Below are 15,633 nucleotides of genomic sequence, written 5' to 3'. Positions count from 1 at the left end.
ATTACCACATTGTTCCTCTACACAAAAATATCCCCGGTCATATTACTTATCGACCAGGGATATACGTCTTTTTTATGAATTTTCTTATCCTTCCACGATCAGATAGCCACCGGATGGAAGTGTAAAAACTTCACATGCTTCTTCCAGTTCCTCATCAGACATTCCACTGACATCTGCTCCTGCTTCATCCAGATACTTTCTGACTTCTTTGATATTTTTTACTTCAACAGCCATGCAGTCTTCCAGAAATTCCTCCGCTTCTTCCACAGTCTCAGCTACCGGTTCATCATAAAGTCTGCCTTGTTCTTTCAAAAAAACCTCAATACTCTCTTCTGTATACATTATTTCAATACCTCCTCAATGTTTCCTTTCGCCGTAATCAGCTTTTTTAGTATTGTCTCAACTCTCTCCGTTTCATATGCCGCTGCCTGTTTTACTCCATCTTTGGCATGTGCCATTGCGAAACTGTACGGAACAGATTTCAGCATGGCAATATCATTGTATTCATCGCCAAACACGATACATTCTTCCGGTCTGATTCCCAGAATCTCCTGATATTTTTCAACGCCTTTTGCCTTATTGGTATCAAAAGGAATAAAATCCACCCATGCTGTTCCGGAAGTCACAACTGTACATTTGTCCCCAAAGCGTTCATTCCAGTAATGAATCGTATCGTCCTGCAGTCCGCCTCTTTCATATACTGCCAGTTTCATACACGGTTCCGTGATTTCTTCAAAGCTATTGATTTCTTTGCAGACATTTCCAACGACATTGATCATCAGATCTCTGAAATGTTCTGTTTTCGGTCTGATATAGTAAAAATCTTTCGTGGAACAGGTAAATTCTGATCCTTCTTTGTCATAAATACTTTCTGCGATTTCACGGACCAGCTCCTGTTCAAAACTGTCCTGATAAAGAACTTTTTCATTATACACAGCAAGAGCGCCATTTTCGCTGATAAACGCCATATCATCCACTACTGGCCGGAACATTTTTTTCATATTTGCATACTGACGTCCACTTGCAGCCACAAACAGTATTCCCATTTTTTTTAACTGTCTGATCAGTGGGAAAATTTCTTCCGGAAGGCTCTGCGCCCCCTTAAAAAGTAAAGTTCCGTCCAGATCACTTGCAACAAGTTTAATCATTTTTCCATTCCTCGCATATATATAATAAATCCTGTGGTTTCTCAGCTACTTTTTCCGCACCATTACTCTCCAGTTCCTCACGGTCACGAAATCCCCAGAGTACTCCTACCGTATGCATTTTTGCAGCAGTTCCTGTTTCCATATCTGTTTTGGTGTCACCTACATACATACACTCTGATGGAGATACGCCAAATTCTGACGCCGCTTTCAAAGGACCATCCGGAGCTGGTTTTCTTCGTATTGAATCACTCTGTCCGATCACAAAGTCAAAATACCCATCAAACATCTTCTCTATTACTTTCACAGCTGCCACATGTGGTTTGTTCGAGCAGACTGCCAGCTTCATTCCACGTTTTTTCAGCTCCTTCAGCATTTCTTTAATGCCTTCATATGGTACAACTTTGTATAATGGATCTTCATCAAATTTTTTTCTGTAAATCCTGCGAACTTCTTCATAATGTGTCAGTTCCGGATCACCGGCATCTTTCAGACAGCGGCGAATGAGCATATCCGCCCCTTCCCCACTGTAATATTTAAAGTTTTCCACCGGCTGTGGTTTGAGATTCATACTCTTTAAAATCTCATTTGCCACATAAGCCATTGACTCCAGTGTATTTGCCAAAGTACCATCCAGATCAAAAATACAAGCCTTTATCATTTGTTTATCCCCTTAATTCAATCCCATGTTTCTTCATTTCATAAAAAAGTCTGCCAACCGGCAATCCCACTACGTTCGTATACTCTCCCCGGATTTCTTTCACATAAATGCCAAATCCGCCCTGAATACCATAGCTTCCGGCTTTGTCCATTGGTTCACCACTCGCAATATAAGTTCTGATTTCCTCATCGGAGACCGGGTAGAAAGAAACATCTGTACTCTCAGAAAATGAGATATTCTCCCATTTTCCATTTTTCTTTATCAAAACTGTTACCCCTGTATATACCTGATGTATATTTCCCTGAAGCATTTTAAGTGTCTTAAATGCATCGGACTCATCGACCGGTTTTCCGAGGATTTCATTATTATAAGAAACAATTGTGTCTGCTCCGATCACAACCGTCCCCTCTTCCATATCAAAATTCAGTGCAACTGCAGTTGCTTTCTGTTCCGACAACTCTCGAACGATTTCTTCTGGTTTATCCGAAGTAATCTTTTCCTCTCCGTCAGCTGCGCATACCTGAAAAATAACACCGGCTGCCGCCAGAAGCTCTCTGCGTCTTGGTGAAGCAGAAGCAAGTATGATTTTTCTCATATAATATCCCTTTTCTACTGTTTTCTGTTTGTGTAAATCAAAGCATTTACTTCTGTAACAGTATACCCTGTCACCTAACATCGTGCAACCGTGAAAATGTAAAAAAAGTCGGCACCAATTCCCATATCTGCAAGGAATATATGCCAACTTTCATTTTTGCAAAAAAATAAAGCTGCTGACGGGAATCGAACCCGTGACCTCCGCCTTACCAAGGCGACGCTCTACCGACTGAGCCACAGCAGCATTTCCATAAGCGGACATTTCTGTCGCTCACAGTTGATAATATTAACAGAAAAAGCATACCCTGTCAACAGGCAATTTGTTTTTTTTGCCTTTGTGTTTTTTTACATTTATTTCTCGATATTTTTCTCTTGAAATCTTTTAAATCCGGCGTTTTTATGATATGATTAACCTTTAAAGAAACATTCAGGAGGGAAAGAGATGGAAAACGAAACCGTTTCTAAAAATTTTATTGAAAACATCATTGATAAAGACCTTGCAGAGGGTGTTTATGATACCGTACACACCCGCTTCCCACCGGAGCCTAATGGATACCTCCATATCGGACATGCCAAATCCATTCTTTTGAATTACGGACTTGCCCAGGAATACAACGGCAAGTTTAATATGCGTTTTGATGATACAAACCCTACAAAAGAAAAAAGTGAATTTGTAGAATCTATTAAAGCTGATATCAAATGGCTTGGTGCTGACTGGGAGGACAGACTTTTCTTTGCTTCTGATTACTTTGGACAGATGTATGAAGCAGCCATCAAACTGATCAAAAAAGGAAAAGCTTATGTCTGTGACCTGACTGCCGATGAGATCCGCCAGTACCGTGGAACTCTGACAGAACCTGGAAAAGAGAGCCCGTACCGTAACCGTTCTGTTGAAGAAAATCTCCAGCTTTTTGAAGAAATGAAAGAAGGCAAATATGCCGATGGAGAAAAAGTTCTTCGTGCCAAGATCGATATGGCATCTCCTAACATGAACATGCGTGATCCGGTCATCTACCGTGTTGCTCATATGACCCACCACAGAACCGGCGACACCTGGTGCATTTATCCAATGTATGACTTTGCTCATCCGATCGAGGATGCTATCGAGGGAATCTCACACTCCATCTGTACACTGGAATTCGAAGACCATCGTCCGCTTTATGACTGGGTCGTTCGTGAGCTGGAATACCCACATCCGCCGAAACAGATTGAATTTGCGAAACTGTATCTGACCAACGTCGTAACAGGTAAACGTTATATTAAGAAACTGGTTGAAGACGGAATCGTAGACGGATGGGATGATCCACGTCTTGTTTCCATCGCAGCTCTTCGCAGAAGAGGCTTTACACCGGAATCCATCAAAATGTTCGTAGATCTCTGCGGTGTCTCCAAAGCAAACAGCTCCGTAGACTATGCAATGCTTGAGTACTGTATCCGTGAAGACCTGAAATTAAAACGCCCTCGTATGATGGCAGTTATGGATCCAATCAAGCTCGTGATCGACAACTATCCGGAAGGACAGGTTGAATATCTCGATGCTCCGAATAACATGGAAAACGAAGCACTTGGAACCCGTAAGATTCCATTCAGCGGTGAATTATATATTGAACGCGATGACTTCATGATCGATCCACCACGTAAATATAAGAGACTTTTCGTTGGTACAGAAGTACGTCTGATGAATGCTTATTTTGTAACCTGTACAGGATATGAAGCAGATGATGACGGTACAGTACGAGTTGTACATTGTACTTATGATCCGGCAACAAAAGGCGGAAACGCTCCGGACGGACGTAAAGTAAAAGGAACGATTCACTGGGTAGAAGCTACAAATGCCAAAGAAGCAACTGTACGTCTTTACGAAAACATTGTAGACGAAGAAAAAGGTGTATACAACAAAGAAGATGGTTCTCTGAACGTAAATCCAAACTCTCTTACAACTGTCACTGCTTATGTTGAGCCGGCTCTTATGGAAGCAAAAGTCTATGACAGTTTCCAGTTTGTAAGAAACGGATTCTACTGTGCAGATATTCATGATTCTAAAGAAGGTGCTCCGGTATTTAACCGTATCGTATCTCTGAAGAGTTCTTTCAGACTTCCTAAATAAACACAACTATTTCAAGAGAGGCAGACCATAAAGGTCTGTCTCTCTTTTTAACATAAAAAACTGCCGTCCTACAAATGCAGTGCATTCATAAAACAGCAGTTCTACTTATCCATGAAGGATTATTTATTCCTCTTCTGTATCTTCGTCTTCTTTTTCTTCTTGGATCACTTCTTCAACAGCCTCTTCTGCATCTGCTGTTTCAGCAGTTTCTTCTACTGCTTTCTCTACAGCTTCTTCTGCTTCATCCCAGGATGCAAAATCTTCGCTTGTTTCTTTCTTTTCTTCTTTCTCAGCAGTTTCTTCTTCGCCTGCCTCATCTTCGAAATCATCATCGAAGTCATCAAAATCATCTAACGGATCTTTCTTCAGTACAAGTGCTGCGATAGCTCCTGCCGCAGCGGCAGCTACCGCTCCAACTGCTACATATCCCCAATATTTATTGATCTTTGCCATATTATGCTTCTCCTTTCATACTTTCATATCCAAGAGAACTCTCTTTGATATTCCAATGTGATATTGTTATAATATTACTACTTTTATCCAAAAAAGGAAAGGGAAAAGTGTTTCTGTGCATAACAGAACATCACTTTTGTACAGGTGCAGAAAAATTGCGTATTTTTCCACGGATACGCTGCAGCGCATTATCAATTGATTTCGGTGTTTTTCCCATAATCTCTGCAATCTTCACATACCCGTATCCCCGGAGATAATAATCCAGGACTTTATTCTCCATCGGACTTAAAACTTTCGTGATCTCGCGTTCCAGAGTTCTTGTACTTTCCTGATCAATAATAAGTGCTTCCGGATCTTCTGACCAGGATCCCTCGAGATGATCAGACTCATTCTCATCACTCAATGAAACATACGAATTCAGCGGCTGATGCTTTTGTCTGTTGGAATTTTGAACTGCACTGTAAAGCTGCCGGTCAATACACAGACTCGCAAACGTACGAAAAGAAGTTTCTTTATCTGCCTGATAATTCTGAATTGCCTTAAAAAGACCGATCATGCCCTCCTGAATCAGGTCATCTGTCTCTCCCCCGATCAGGAACATGGCTCTTGCCTTTTTGCGGACAAATTCTTTATATTTTTCCATCAGGTAATCCGAGATTTCTGTCTCTCCTTCTCGCAGCCTGACAATCAGTTCCTCATCACTGTACTGGTCATAACGGCCCATATAAGTTTCCCCTTTATTTACCTGCTTTTGCCAGTCGCTGTCTTACAATCTCATATGCAAGGACCCCTGCTGCCACAGAAGCATTCAGAGAATCTATATCACCTTTCATTGGTATGGATGCAGTAAAATCACATGCTTCTCTTACCAGACGGCTGACACCTTCTCCTTCATTTCCGATCACAAGTCCCATTGGTCCTGTCAGATCAAGGTCATACATAGTCTCACCACCCATATCCGCACAAACAAACCAGATGCCTTTTTCTTTAAGTTCTTCAATTGTTCTTACAATATTTGTCACCTTGGCAACTGGTGTATAATTGATCGCACCGGCGGAAGTCTTTGCTACTGTAGAAGTCAGTCCCACTGCACGTCTTTTTGGAATGATCACTCCATGCGCTCCTGCAAGATTTGCGGTACGGATAATTGCTCCAAGATTATGCGGATCTTCCACATTATCCAGGATAATAAGGAACGGTGCCTCACCTTTTTCCTCTGCTCTTGCAAGAATTTCATCCACGGTACTATAATCATAAGCAGCAACCTGCGCAATCACGCCCTGATGTGCATGCGTCTCACTGAGCTGATCAAGTCTCTCTTTGCTTACATAGTTAATAATGGTGTCTGTCTTTCGTGCCTCTCTCGCGATCGTTCTTACCGGACCATCCTGACAGCCATCCAGAATAAAAAGCTTGTCTACGCATTTGCCAGAACGGAAAGCTTCCAGCACCGCATTACGTCCTTCTATCTGTTCACTCATAATATGTCCTCTCCGATTCCCATACGGACCAAAGTGAGCATCCGTGTGTAATCCTCTTTCAAATATAAATATCCCATCAGAGCCTCAAATCCTGTTGCTCTGCGATAATCTGCCATCGTCGCATGTTTCGCCATTGTCGGAGAATGTGCATTACGCCCTCTCCGATAAACACTCAGTTCTTCCGGTGTCAGTTCCTCTTCAATGACTTCCATGATCGCAGACTGTGCTCCAGCCTTTACGAGACTGCTCGCTTTTTTGTGAAGACGGTTTACCGGACAATTTCCCTTCTTAACAAGTATTGTCCGAATAATAAGTTCATAAACTCCATCTCCGATATATGCCAGTGTCAGCGGAGAATAACTCCGCAGATCCTGGTCTTCCAAATGAAACAGTTCCTTCAGCTGTATCAGATTCGTTTCCATTTTACGCCCTCGCGAGTGTCTTTCAGCTCAATCCCCTTATCCAGGAGCAGACCTCTGATCTCGTCAGCTCTTGCAAAATCTTTAGCCTTTCTGGCCGCCTGACGCTCTGCGATCAGGTTTTCGATCTCTTCATCAAGGATTTCTTCTTTCTTCTCAAGAGTCAGTCCGAGAACATCACAGAGTTTTGTCATAACTTCAAGTGTATGTCCTGTAAATTCTTTTGAGCTGCCTTCCTGTACATTGGTATTTGCAAATTTAACAAGCTCAAATACTGCTGCAAGTGCATCTGCTGTATTGAAATCATCATCCATGGATTCTTCAAATTTTGTTACAAATGCAGCCTCTTCCTGCATCAGTTTCTTCTCGTCCTCTGTTGCTTCCTGTACGGTTGCTGCTGCCTGACGGTCACGAAGTCTTGCTGCTGCTTCTGTAATTCTCTCAAGCGCATTTTTTGATGATTCCATCAGATCTGCACTGAAATTCAGCGGACTTCTGTAATGTGCATTCAGCATGAAGAAACGAAGCACCTGCAGATCATACTGCTCTCCGATCTCGCGAACTGTACGGAAGTTTCCGAGAGATTTTGACATCTTACGGTTATCGATATTCAGGAATGCATTGTGCATCCAGTATTTTGCAAATGGAACTCCATTGCAACATTCACTCTGTGCAATCTCATTCTCATGATGAGGGAATACAAGATCCTCACCACCGGCATGAATATCGATCTCCTCGCCCAGGTATTTCTTGGACATAACGGAGCATTCAATATGCCATCCCGGTCTTCCGTCGCACCATGGAGATTTCCAGAACGGTTCCCCTTCTTTCTTTGGTTTCCAGAGTACGAAGTCAAGCGGATCTTCTTTCTGATCTTCACCGGATACCTGCAGGGAACGGAATCCTGACTGCAGATCATCCAGATTTTTATGTGAAAGTTTACCGTATTCTTTAAATTTCTTTACACGGAAGTATACAGTACCATCGGCTACCGGATATGCATATCCTTTGTCGATCAGTGTCTGGATCATATCGATCATTCCGTCAATCTCCTGCGTCGCAAGCGGATGTGTGGTGGCCGGTTTTACATTCATTCCAGCCATATCCTTCTTGCATTCGGCAATATAACGCTGTGAGATTTCCTCTGCGCTCACACCTTCTTCAATTGCTTTTTTGATGATTTTGTCATCTACATCTGTAAAGTTGGATACATAATTCACCTCATATCCTTTATATTCCAGATAACGTCGTACCGTATCAAAAATAATCATCGGTCTTGCATTTCCGATATGGATCAGATTGTACACTGTTGGTCCGCACACATACATACGTACCTTTCCCTCTTCCAGAGGTACAAATTCTTCTTTTCTTCGTGACATTGTATTAAAAAGTTTCATGTCTCTTTCCTCCGATATATTACTTCTTAACAGAATCCCAGAAAACTGTTCCCTGCAGATCAGTCCTGTTTCTCGATAAGAAGGCAGATTGCCTGAGAAGCAATCCCTTCTCCTCTTCCGGTAAATCCGAGTCCTTCTTCTGTCGTTGCCTTTATATTGATCTTTGATTCCGGAATTCCAAGTGCATCTGCCATATTTTTGCGCATCTGCGGAATATGTGGTGCCATTTTCGGCTTCTGTGCAATCACTGTTGCATCAATGTTTCCTACTGCATATTCCTGCTTCCTAAGCAGTTCCGCCACATGAACCAGCAGTTTAATACTGGAAATCCCCTTATAAGCCGGATCTGTATCTGGAAAATGTTTGCCGATGTCTCCAAGTGCAGCGGCTCCAAGCAATGCATCCATGACTGCATGGATCAATACATCTGCATCAGAATGTCCAAGGAGTCCCTTTTCCCACGGAATATCTACTCCACCCAGGATCAGTTTCCGTCCTTCCGTCAGTTTATGAACGTCATAACCCATTCCAACTCTCATAATCATTCTCCTTCTGCCTGACCGGCAACACCAGACCGTAGCAATACATACATCAGTTTCTCACAGGTATCCGGATCTCCTTCTTTGATCTGTGTCTCTGATATCTTTCTTTCGGTCAGATATGTATCACTGCTGTTCACTCTTATTGCTCCGGAAAGGTTCAGTTCTGTCGGCGCGTTTGCAAAAATATCCGTATCTGCATATACGGCAATTGGTGCTTCCGCGGCTATCATTTTTTTCTGACCATTCCAGACCATCTCTGCTTCTGTAGATACAAAGCCTTCAGCACTTGCTGCTGTGGGGACGGAAATAAAAGGAATTTTATATTGAAAAGCCACATACCTGCTGATATCGTGCACAGTACCCGAACCAACAGCCAGAATCAGATCAATATCCTCATCCATATAGTTCTCAACAATTTCGATTGCATGCTGATCTGCCTGAAGATCATCCGCATCCAGAACCAGAACCTGACATCGGTCAAAAATATCTTCCATAAGTTTCTCCGTTGCCTTACACGTATTTGTGTCACAGATCAGAAGCGGAGATATATATTCTTTAAGAAATCCCTCTGACATAGCTTCTTCAAGCGCATTTACAGCTCCTGGTTCAATCAGTATTTCCTTTATTTCATGGTGCATTTTCCCGTCCCCGCAAGGTCGGGCAAAGTCATCTGCATCGACTCGCATTTATTTCTCTCCTCCTGTATTTACTGTCATCTGCCATCATTCAGCACTGTCATGTCAGCAGACAAAAAACCTATTTTATTACATTCCGTTATTATACATGATTTTCCGGAAAAAATCAACGAAAGCCATCGTACACAGCAACTACAGATTCAGATAATTATAGACAACTCTGGATATGTTTCGAATGTTGGCGATTGCATTGGACGCATTCTCCGACATCACACACAGAATATATGTTGTTTTTGTTCCATATACAATTGCGATATCATGCTGGTCTTCATCCGTCTCACCAGTCTTATTAGCAGTTGGAACGTCTACACCAAGTCCTTCCGGAATCTTAGATGTATTCTGCTGATTTTTCAGGAGATCCAACATCTCTTCTGATGCCTCTTTGCTCACACATTCTCCTCTGTAGATCCGTTCAAGAAGTTTTCCACAATCTGTAACTGTTGTCTGATTATGCCCACCAAGTGTAATGCGTTTCGATGCTGACGGATGCAGTGTGCTCTGATAACTGGTCTTCGTATATCCCTCTTTTTTCAGATATTTATTTACCTGTTTTGCCCCATCTATAAAATCATATGTATCTGACTGCAATCTTCCCAGTTCATTACAGGATTCATTATCGCTGACCGTGATCATGTTCCACAGAAGTGTATTCACTTTGTCCTGTACTTTTGTATTATCCACTGTTGTTTTCATCTGTGCAGCTTCATTTTTCAGAACATCATCCATATCCTGATATGTTTTTGCCATAACAAATGCTTTGATCAGACTTGCCGAGTATAATGGTTTATCATTCAGTGCAAAATCTTCATTACTCTCAAGATCTTTTACATAAACGCTCCATTCCCCGTCATATCCGGAAATCATGGCTTCCAGCTGTGGTTTCAACGTATCGATACCAAGATCTTCCATACCGGTCACTTTGCCAGTCTCATCTACCGGAAATCCATCTTCTGTCATGCCGGCTTCCTGCACCAGCACTCCATTTGTTCCTCCAAAATAATAAAGCCCTGAAAACTTCTGTCCGTTCGAAGTCATTTCCAATTCATGTGTTCCCGGTTCCGTGACCATTTTGCCATTTTCGTCAAAATAATAATAACCGTCATAGGTTGTTTTATCGACCGTATAATTACTGATATAGCGCACCTGCGGTGCTGCCGTCAGTTTACCCAGATTATTGACCATATAGTATCCGTCAAATTCCACTGGCTCTTCTGCATTATCTGGATTTTCTGAGCAGCTGAGTTTTGTGAGCTTCACCATATGTGAACTGCCAGCCTGAAAGCAGCCACTTTCATCATGATAATAAAAGCCATCCAAAACGGTTCCATCTATTTTGACATGATCAAAATAATGAACTGCTGCTGTATCGTCCTTACTTCCATCATCTTTCAGACAGTAAAATCCATCACTTTTCATCAGATACTTTTCTGAACCATCCTTGATCGGACGAATCTGTGCTTCATCCGTTACAGAAAGCATGCTGCTTGCCGATACTGGCAGTATCCCGGACATTCCCAATGTCATTACAGTCAGTCCAGCTGTCAAAAATTTCCATCTTCTCAAACTGTTTCCAGTTTTCATGTATTTCTCCTTTTTTGTATATTCTTTCTGATGCTTTGTTCACAGTATTTTCAATCTCTTCTGCATCTTCTTTTCAATAGTAATTGAACATAGTATACCTGATATTTTCTTTCTGTCAAGCAGACATATTTTGTCAGATTCCCGGCATCTTCTTTCTACCAGTTTATTTCTTTTCTTCCCTTTTCCAGAAAGCTCCAAGCTGCTGTTCTACATTTTCCAGAATGCAGACAGCCGCATCATTCCATTCTCGGGGAAACAGCATCCTGTAGTCCCGACCTGTAAATCTTTCATCCATCAGAAGAATCGTCCCCCTGTCTTTTCTGGTCCGTATGACTCTGCCTGCTGCCTGTAATACTTTGTTCATTCCGGGATAACGATACGCATAATCAAACCCCTGCTCTCCTTTTGCATCATAATATTCTTTCAGGATTTCGCGCTCACAACTCACCTGTGGCAGACCAGTTCCAATGACAGCCGCTCCGATCAGACGATTTCCGATCAGGTCGATTCCTTCTGAAAAAATTCCTCCCATCACACAGAAACCGACAAGCGTATCTGCACTTTCTTCTGTAAATTCTTCAAGAAATTCCTCTCTTTCTCTTTCCGTCATTGAAGCATGCTGACAGATACATCTCACCCATCCCGAGGAAAATTCCTCCTGATAAACCTGCCATACATCATCCATCAGCTTATAAGATGGAAAAAACGCCATATAATTTCCTTTTTTCTGCCAGCTCATTCTTGCAATATATTCCGCGATCTTTCGGTATTCTTCATATCCTCTTCTGGTATACCGACTGCTCACATCCCTGCAGATCAAAAGGCATCTGTTTTTCTGTTCAAACGGAGATTCCACATACATCCCAAAATTTTCTTTCCTTGTGCTCAACATCCTGCTGTAATATTTGAGCGGCAGTAAAGTCGCAGAAAAAAATACCGTGCTGATTCCTTTATCCAGACATTTCTGCAGATTTCCCGCAGGATTGACGCAAAACAGCTTCATATAAAATCCGCCATCTTCTCCGACTGCCGTATAGACTACATAATTTTCATCCACCAGTTCTGATATATTCAAAAAATCCCGCACTGTGAAATAAAAATCAAGAATCCCATCCGTCACTTCCTGTGTCGGCGGTTCTTCCAAAAGCTGATCCATCTCTCCCTGTACAGACAGAAGACTGATCGGAAGTACCCCCGCATTTTCCTGTACCTTCCAGGAATCACATCCATTCTGCAATTCTTTAAGCTGACTGACCACTTTTCCAAGCTTCTTCCACAGTTTCTGACTGTAGGGTTTTATAAATTTTCGTATTTGTATTGTATCTTCAAGGCAGATTGATGCACTGTACATCTCCCGTCCTCTTTCTACAAGATTATGAGCCTCGTCTATCAGAAACAGGTATTTACCAGATATATTTTCTCCGAAAAATCTTTTCAGATATACATTCGGATCAAATACATAATTATAATCACAGATAACTGCATCCATCCAGACAGACAGTTCCAAACTCATTTCAAACGGACATACCTGCCATTTTTCTGCCTGTCGAAGAATCGTTTCCCTGTCAAACGACTGCTCGTTTGTCCACAATTCATATACTGCATCGTTGATTCTGTCATAATGCCCCTTCGCATAGGGACATGTCTCTGGATTGCATTCTGGTTTTTCGCAGAAGCAAAGCTTCTCTTTCGCTGTGATCGTAACTGTCTTAAAAAGTAACCCGTTCTTTCTCAGAATTTCAAATGCATCCTGTGCAACAGTCCTTGTAATCGTCCTGGCTGTCAAATAAAAAAGTGTTTCCGCTTTTCCCTCTCCAATTGAACGGACCGCCGGAAAAACAGCGGACATCGTTTTACCAACACCAGTCGGCGCCTGAATAAAAATCTGTTCTTTTCTGGAAATTGCATGGTAAATCCCCGCAACCATCTCTTTCTGTCCTTTTCGATAAGTAAATGGAAATTCCAGTTTTTCCATCGACCGATTTCGTTCCTCTCGCCATTTCATCTGATAAGAAAGCCATTTGTGATAAGAATCCAACAGTCTCTGGTACCAGCTCTCCAGTTCTTCCCTGGTCATCGTTTCCCTGAAACGCTTGATCATCTCCGTATCCAAATGTGCATACGTCATCTGAACATCAATCTCTTCCAATCCATGATCATCCAGATAGATCCAGGCATAGCAGAGCGCCTGTGCACGATGTACCAGAACCGGTTCCGCAAGCAGTTCCAGATTCTTATACACGCCTTTGATCTCATCAATGCAGATTTTCTCATTCTGCGTAAAAATTCCGTCTGCACGTCCTTCCACCCGCAGGATCAAATCCTCATATTCTGTGTCTTTTTTCAGTGAAACTTCGGCCTGATAGTGGCTTCCCATCTGCTTCTGGATTTTTCGGTGCAGGCGGCTTCCTTTCAGCATTGCTTCTTTATCGCCTGCTGTGCCGCCACTTTCCAGATCACCATTTCTTAATATAAACTCTACCAGGTTACGAACCGAAATACGGATTACCGGTTTTTCCATCATTCTCCTGCCTTCTATAAAAATGCTGCCATTCATAAAGCCAGCTCAGTATCTTATTACACAAAAAGGCGCATACCCGTTCCCGGAATACGCGCCCCTGTTTACTGTTCACCTATTATGCTACAGCAAATTTTGCCATTACTTCATTAAATCTCTGACTCTCACCATAGCATCTTACTGTAAGTTCTCTGGTAAGATCCATGCTCAGAATACCTAAAAGGGATTTGGCATCAATAATAATTCTGTTATAGGAAATGTCGATATCAAAATCGCATTTGGTGGCTTCATTTACAAATTCCTTTACATCTTCCGTCGCATTTAATCTAATATGTCTTTCAACCATATGCTTATCCTCCTGTATCAGACTTTAGGCGTATTTTGTCACTACGAGGAGAATTTGTCAACAGACTTAAAATTTTATTCATATTTTTCAATAAATTTCATAATTTTGAATTTCTATAGCACAAATTTTTGTGATTTTTTCTAGTGGAATTCTATCATATTTGAACAAAATTTGAAAGAGAAAAAGATCCGGTTCGGCGCCGGATCTTTCTTTTTATTCCGATTTTTCTTATTTACATCTGTGTCAGAACAAAAATATCATAAATTGCTTTTACAGCTGTTTCGAAATCTCTGTTTTCCACACCAATGATAATATTCAGCTCACTGGATCCCTGATCGATCATTTTAACATTAACATGGGCATGTGCCAGTGCAGAAAATACACGTCCTGCAGTACCTCTCTGAGATTTCATTCCACGTCCTACCACCGCGATCAGTGCAAGATCGGACTCCATTTCCACAAAATCCGGCTGTACTGCACGATGAATACCTGCGATTACCTGCTGTTCTTTTTCTTCAAACTCATCCTGATGAACATAAATCGTCATCGTATCGATTCCGGATGGAACATGTTCAAAGCTGATTCCCTGGTCTTCAAATACCTGAAGAACTTTTCTTCCAAAACCAACTTCACTGTTCATCATGGACTTTTCAATATTGATCGAACAGAAACCTTTTTTGCCTGCAATACCGGTAATCACATATTTCGGCTTGCGGCAGGTACTCTCTACAATAAACGTTCCCTTGTCTTCCGGACGGTTTGTGTTACGGATATTGATCGGAATACCTTCTTTACGAACCGGGAAGATTGCATCTTCATGAAGAACAGTTGCTCCCATATAAGAAAGCTCTCGAAGCTCCCGATATGTGATAGTCTCGATCACTGCCGGATTCTCAACGATTCTCGGATCTGTTACCAGGAATCCGGAAACATCTGTCCAGTTTTCATAAATATCTGCATGAATTGCTTTTGCCACCAGAGAACCTGTAACATCAGAACCGCCTCTTGAAAACGTCTTAACAGTTCCATCTTCCATTCCACCATAAAATCCTGGAATAACAGCTCTTTCGCATTTCTGAAGTCGTTTGGCAAGAAGTTTGTCAGTCTTATCGGCATCGAAATTTCCGTTTTTGTCAAATCGAATAACTGTCGCAGAATCAATAAACTCATATCCAAGGTATGCAGCCATTACTTTACCATTGAGAAATTCTCCACGGGATGCAGCATACTCCTTTCCTGCATGTGCCTTAAAATCTGCTTCAATCTGCCTGAATTCCTCTTCAAGAGAAAGATCCAGATTCAGTCCTTTAATGATTTCATAAAAGCGGCTTTTGATTTCTGTAAGAATATCGCTGAAATCTTCACCTGCTTCTGCTTTATCATAACATGCATATAAAAGATCTGTTACCTTTGTATCTGCGGAAAATCTTTTACCCGGTGCGGACGGTACCACATAACGTCTGCTCTCCTCGCTTCTGATAATGTCTCCAACCTTCTGAAACTGTTCCGCATTGGCCAGAGAGCTTCCTCCAAATTTTACAACCTTTTTCATAATAATACTTCTCACCCTTCTGTTTTCCTACCGCTGTCACATTCCCTCACAGCAGTTTTTTCTTTTCAGTCAGAAAATCTGTCTTTTATTGTATTGAAAAACACAGGGATTTGCAAGTATTTCTTTATAAAAAACTAATTTT

Annotated in this window: 16 protein-coding genes and 1 tRNA gene; 1 reads left to right on the top strand and 16 read right to left on the bottom strand. The window is 41.7% G+C overall.

The window, feature by feature from the left end:
* Positions 1 to 84 precede the first annotated feature (84 nt).
* The 5 genes from LI112_RS15275 to LI112_RS15255 form a co-directional block, all read right to left on the bottom strand.
* The gene (locus tag LI112_RS15275) at positions 85 to 342 is read right to left on the bottom strand and encodes a hypothetical protein (RefSeq protein WP_005425190.1); all 258 of its coding nucleotides are present in this window, start codon (positions 340 to 342) and stop codon (positions 85 to 87) included.
* Positions 342 to 1,148 carry an HAD family hydrolase gene (locus LI112_RS15270; protein ID WP_118235654.1) on the bottom strand — a complete coding sequence of 269 codons (807 nt, stop codon included), beginning with the start codon at positions 1,146 to 1,148 and terminating at the stop codon, positions 342 to 344. Before LI112_RS15270 ends, LI112_RS15275 begins: the two co-directional genes overlap by 1 nt.
* Complete coding sequence (locus LI112_RS15265; protein ID WP_005425188.1) at positions 1,141 to 1,806, bottom strand: HAD family hydrolase; 666 nt, start codon at positions 1,804 to 1,806, stop codon at positions 1,141 to 1,143. Before LI112_RS15265 ends, LI112_RS15270 begins: the two co-directional genes overlap by 8 nt.
* Before the next feature lie 4 nt (positions 1,807 to 1,810).
* Entirely contained in the window at positions 1,811 to 2,401 is a 591-nt protein-coding gene (locus LI112_RS15260) for a nucleoside triphosphate pyrophosphatase (protein ID WP_022388099.1), read from the bottom strand.
* Between the two features lie 170 nt (positions 2,402 to 2,571).
* Positions 2,572 to 2,644, bottom strand: a tRNA-Thr gene (locus LI112_RS15255).
* Positions 2,645 to 2,842: 198 nt separating this feature from the next.
* On the opposite strand from LI112_RS15255, the gene LI112_RS15250 reads away from it, so the two are divergent.
* A complete protein-coding gene (locus LI112_RS15250; RefSeq protein WP_173904952.1) occupies positions 2,843 to 4,507 on the top strand; it encodes a glutamine--tRNA ligase/YqeY domain fusion protein in 1,665 nt (554 codons plus the stop codon).
* 123 nt (positions 4,508 to 4,630) lie between these two features.
* Here the strand turns inward: LI112_RS15250 and LI112_RS15245 are convergent, their stop codons facing one another.
* From LI112_RS15245 to LI112_RS15195, 11 genes are all read right to left on the bottom strand, one after another.
* Positions 4,631 to 4,960 carry a hypothetical protein gene (locus LI112_RS15245; protein WP_117638956.1) on the bottom strand — a complete coding sequence of 110 codons (330 nt, stop codon included), beginning with the start codon at positions 4,958 to 4,960 and terminating at the stop codon, positions 4,631 to 4,633.
* 130 nt (positions 4,961 to 5,090) lie between these two features.
* Positions 5,091 to 5,684, bottom strand: a complete 594-nt coding sequence (sigH, locus tag LI112_RS15240; protein WP_005425182.1) for an RNA polymerase sporulation sigma factor SigH — start codon at positions 5,682 to 5,684, stop codon at positions 5,091 to 5,093.
* A gap of 13 nt (positions 5,685 to 5,697) precedes the next feature.
* Entirely contained in the window at positions 5,698 to 6,441 is a 744-nt protein-coding gene (gene rlmB, locus LI112_RS15235; RefSeq protein WP_005425181.1) for a 23S rRNA (guanosine(2251)-2'-O)-methyltransferase RlmB, read from the bottom strand.
* Positions 6,438 to 6,863 carry a Mini-ribonuclease 3 gene (locus tag LI112_RS15230; RefSeq protein ID WP_005425180.1) on the bottom strand — a complete coding sequence of 142 codons (426 nt, stop codon included), beginning with the start codon at positions 6,861 to 6,863 and terminating at the stop codon, positions 6,438 to 6,440. Before LI112_RS15230 ends, rlmB begins: the two co-directional genes overlap by 4 nt.
* Positions 6,848 to 8,257, bottom strand: a complete 1,410-nt coding sequence (gene cysS, locus LI112_RS15225) for a cysteine--tRNA ligase (protein WP_117638955.1) — start codon at positions 8,255 to 8,257, stop codon at positions 6,848 to 6,850. Before cysS ends, LI112_RS15230 begins: the two co-directional genes overlap by 16 nt.
* Positions 8,258 to 8,316: 59 nt before the next feature.
* Positions 8,317 to 8,796 (bottom strand): 2-C-methyl-D-erythritol 2,4-cyclodiphosphate synthase, encoded by a 480-nt coding sequence (gene ispF, locus LI112_RS15220; protein ID WP_117638954.1) that lies wholly within the window; start codon positions 8,794 to 8,796, stop codon positions 8,317 to 8,319.
* Positions 8,797 to 8,798: 2 nt separating this feature from the next.
* A complete protein-coding gene (locus LI112_RS15215; protein ID WP_117997207.1) occupies positions 8,799 to 9,485 on the bottom strand; it encodes an iron-containing alcohol dehydrogenase in 687 nt (228 codons plus the stop codon).
* Positions 9,486 to 9,626: 141 nt separating this feature from the next.
* Positions 9,627 to 11,075 (bottom strand): serine hydrolase, encoded by a 1,449-nt coding sequence (locus tag LI112_RS15210; protein WP_117638952.1) that lies wholly within the window; start codon positions 11,073 to 11,075, stop codon positions 9,627 to 9,629.
* Positions 11,076 to 11,238: 163 nt separating this feature from the next.
* A complete protein-coding gene (locus LI112_RS15205; protein WP_144368580.1) occupies positions 11,239 to 13,599 on the bottom strand; it encodes an ATP-dependent DNA helicase in 2,361 nt (786 codons plus the stop codon).
* A 112-nt stretch (positions 13,600 to 13,711) separates the two neighbouring features.
* On the bottom strand, positions 13,712 to 13,939 hold the full coding sequence (locus LI112_RS15200) for an HPr family phosphocarrier protein (protein ID WP_005425170.1): 228 nt from the start codon (positions 13,937 to 13,939) through the stop codon (positions 13,712 to 13,714).
* Positions 13,940 to 14,171: 232 nt separating this feature from the next.
* On the bottom strand, positions 14,172 to 15,491 hold the full coding sequence (locus LI112_RS15195; protein WP_144368579.1) for an aspartate kinase: 1,320 nt from the start codon (positions 15,489 to 15,491) through the stop codon (positions 14,172 to 14,174).
* Positions 15,492 to 15,633: the final 142 nt, after the last annotated feature.

Origin of the sequence: Blautia sp. 210820-DFI.6.14, from assembly GCF_020558815.1 — a bacterium.
GTDB lineage: Bacteria > Bacillota > Clostridia > Lachnospirales > Lachnospiraceae > Blautia_A > Blautia_A obeum.
The sequence above is the reverse complement of the archived record's forward strand: the minus strand, read 5'-3'. Positions and strand labels throughout refer to the sequence as shown.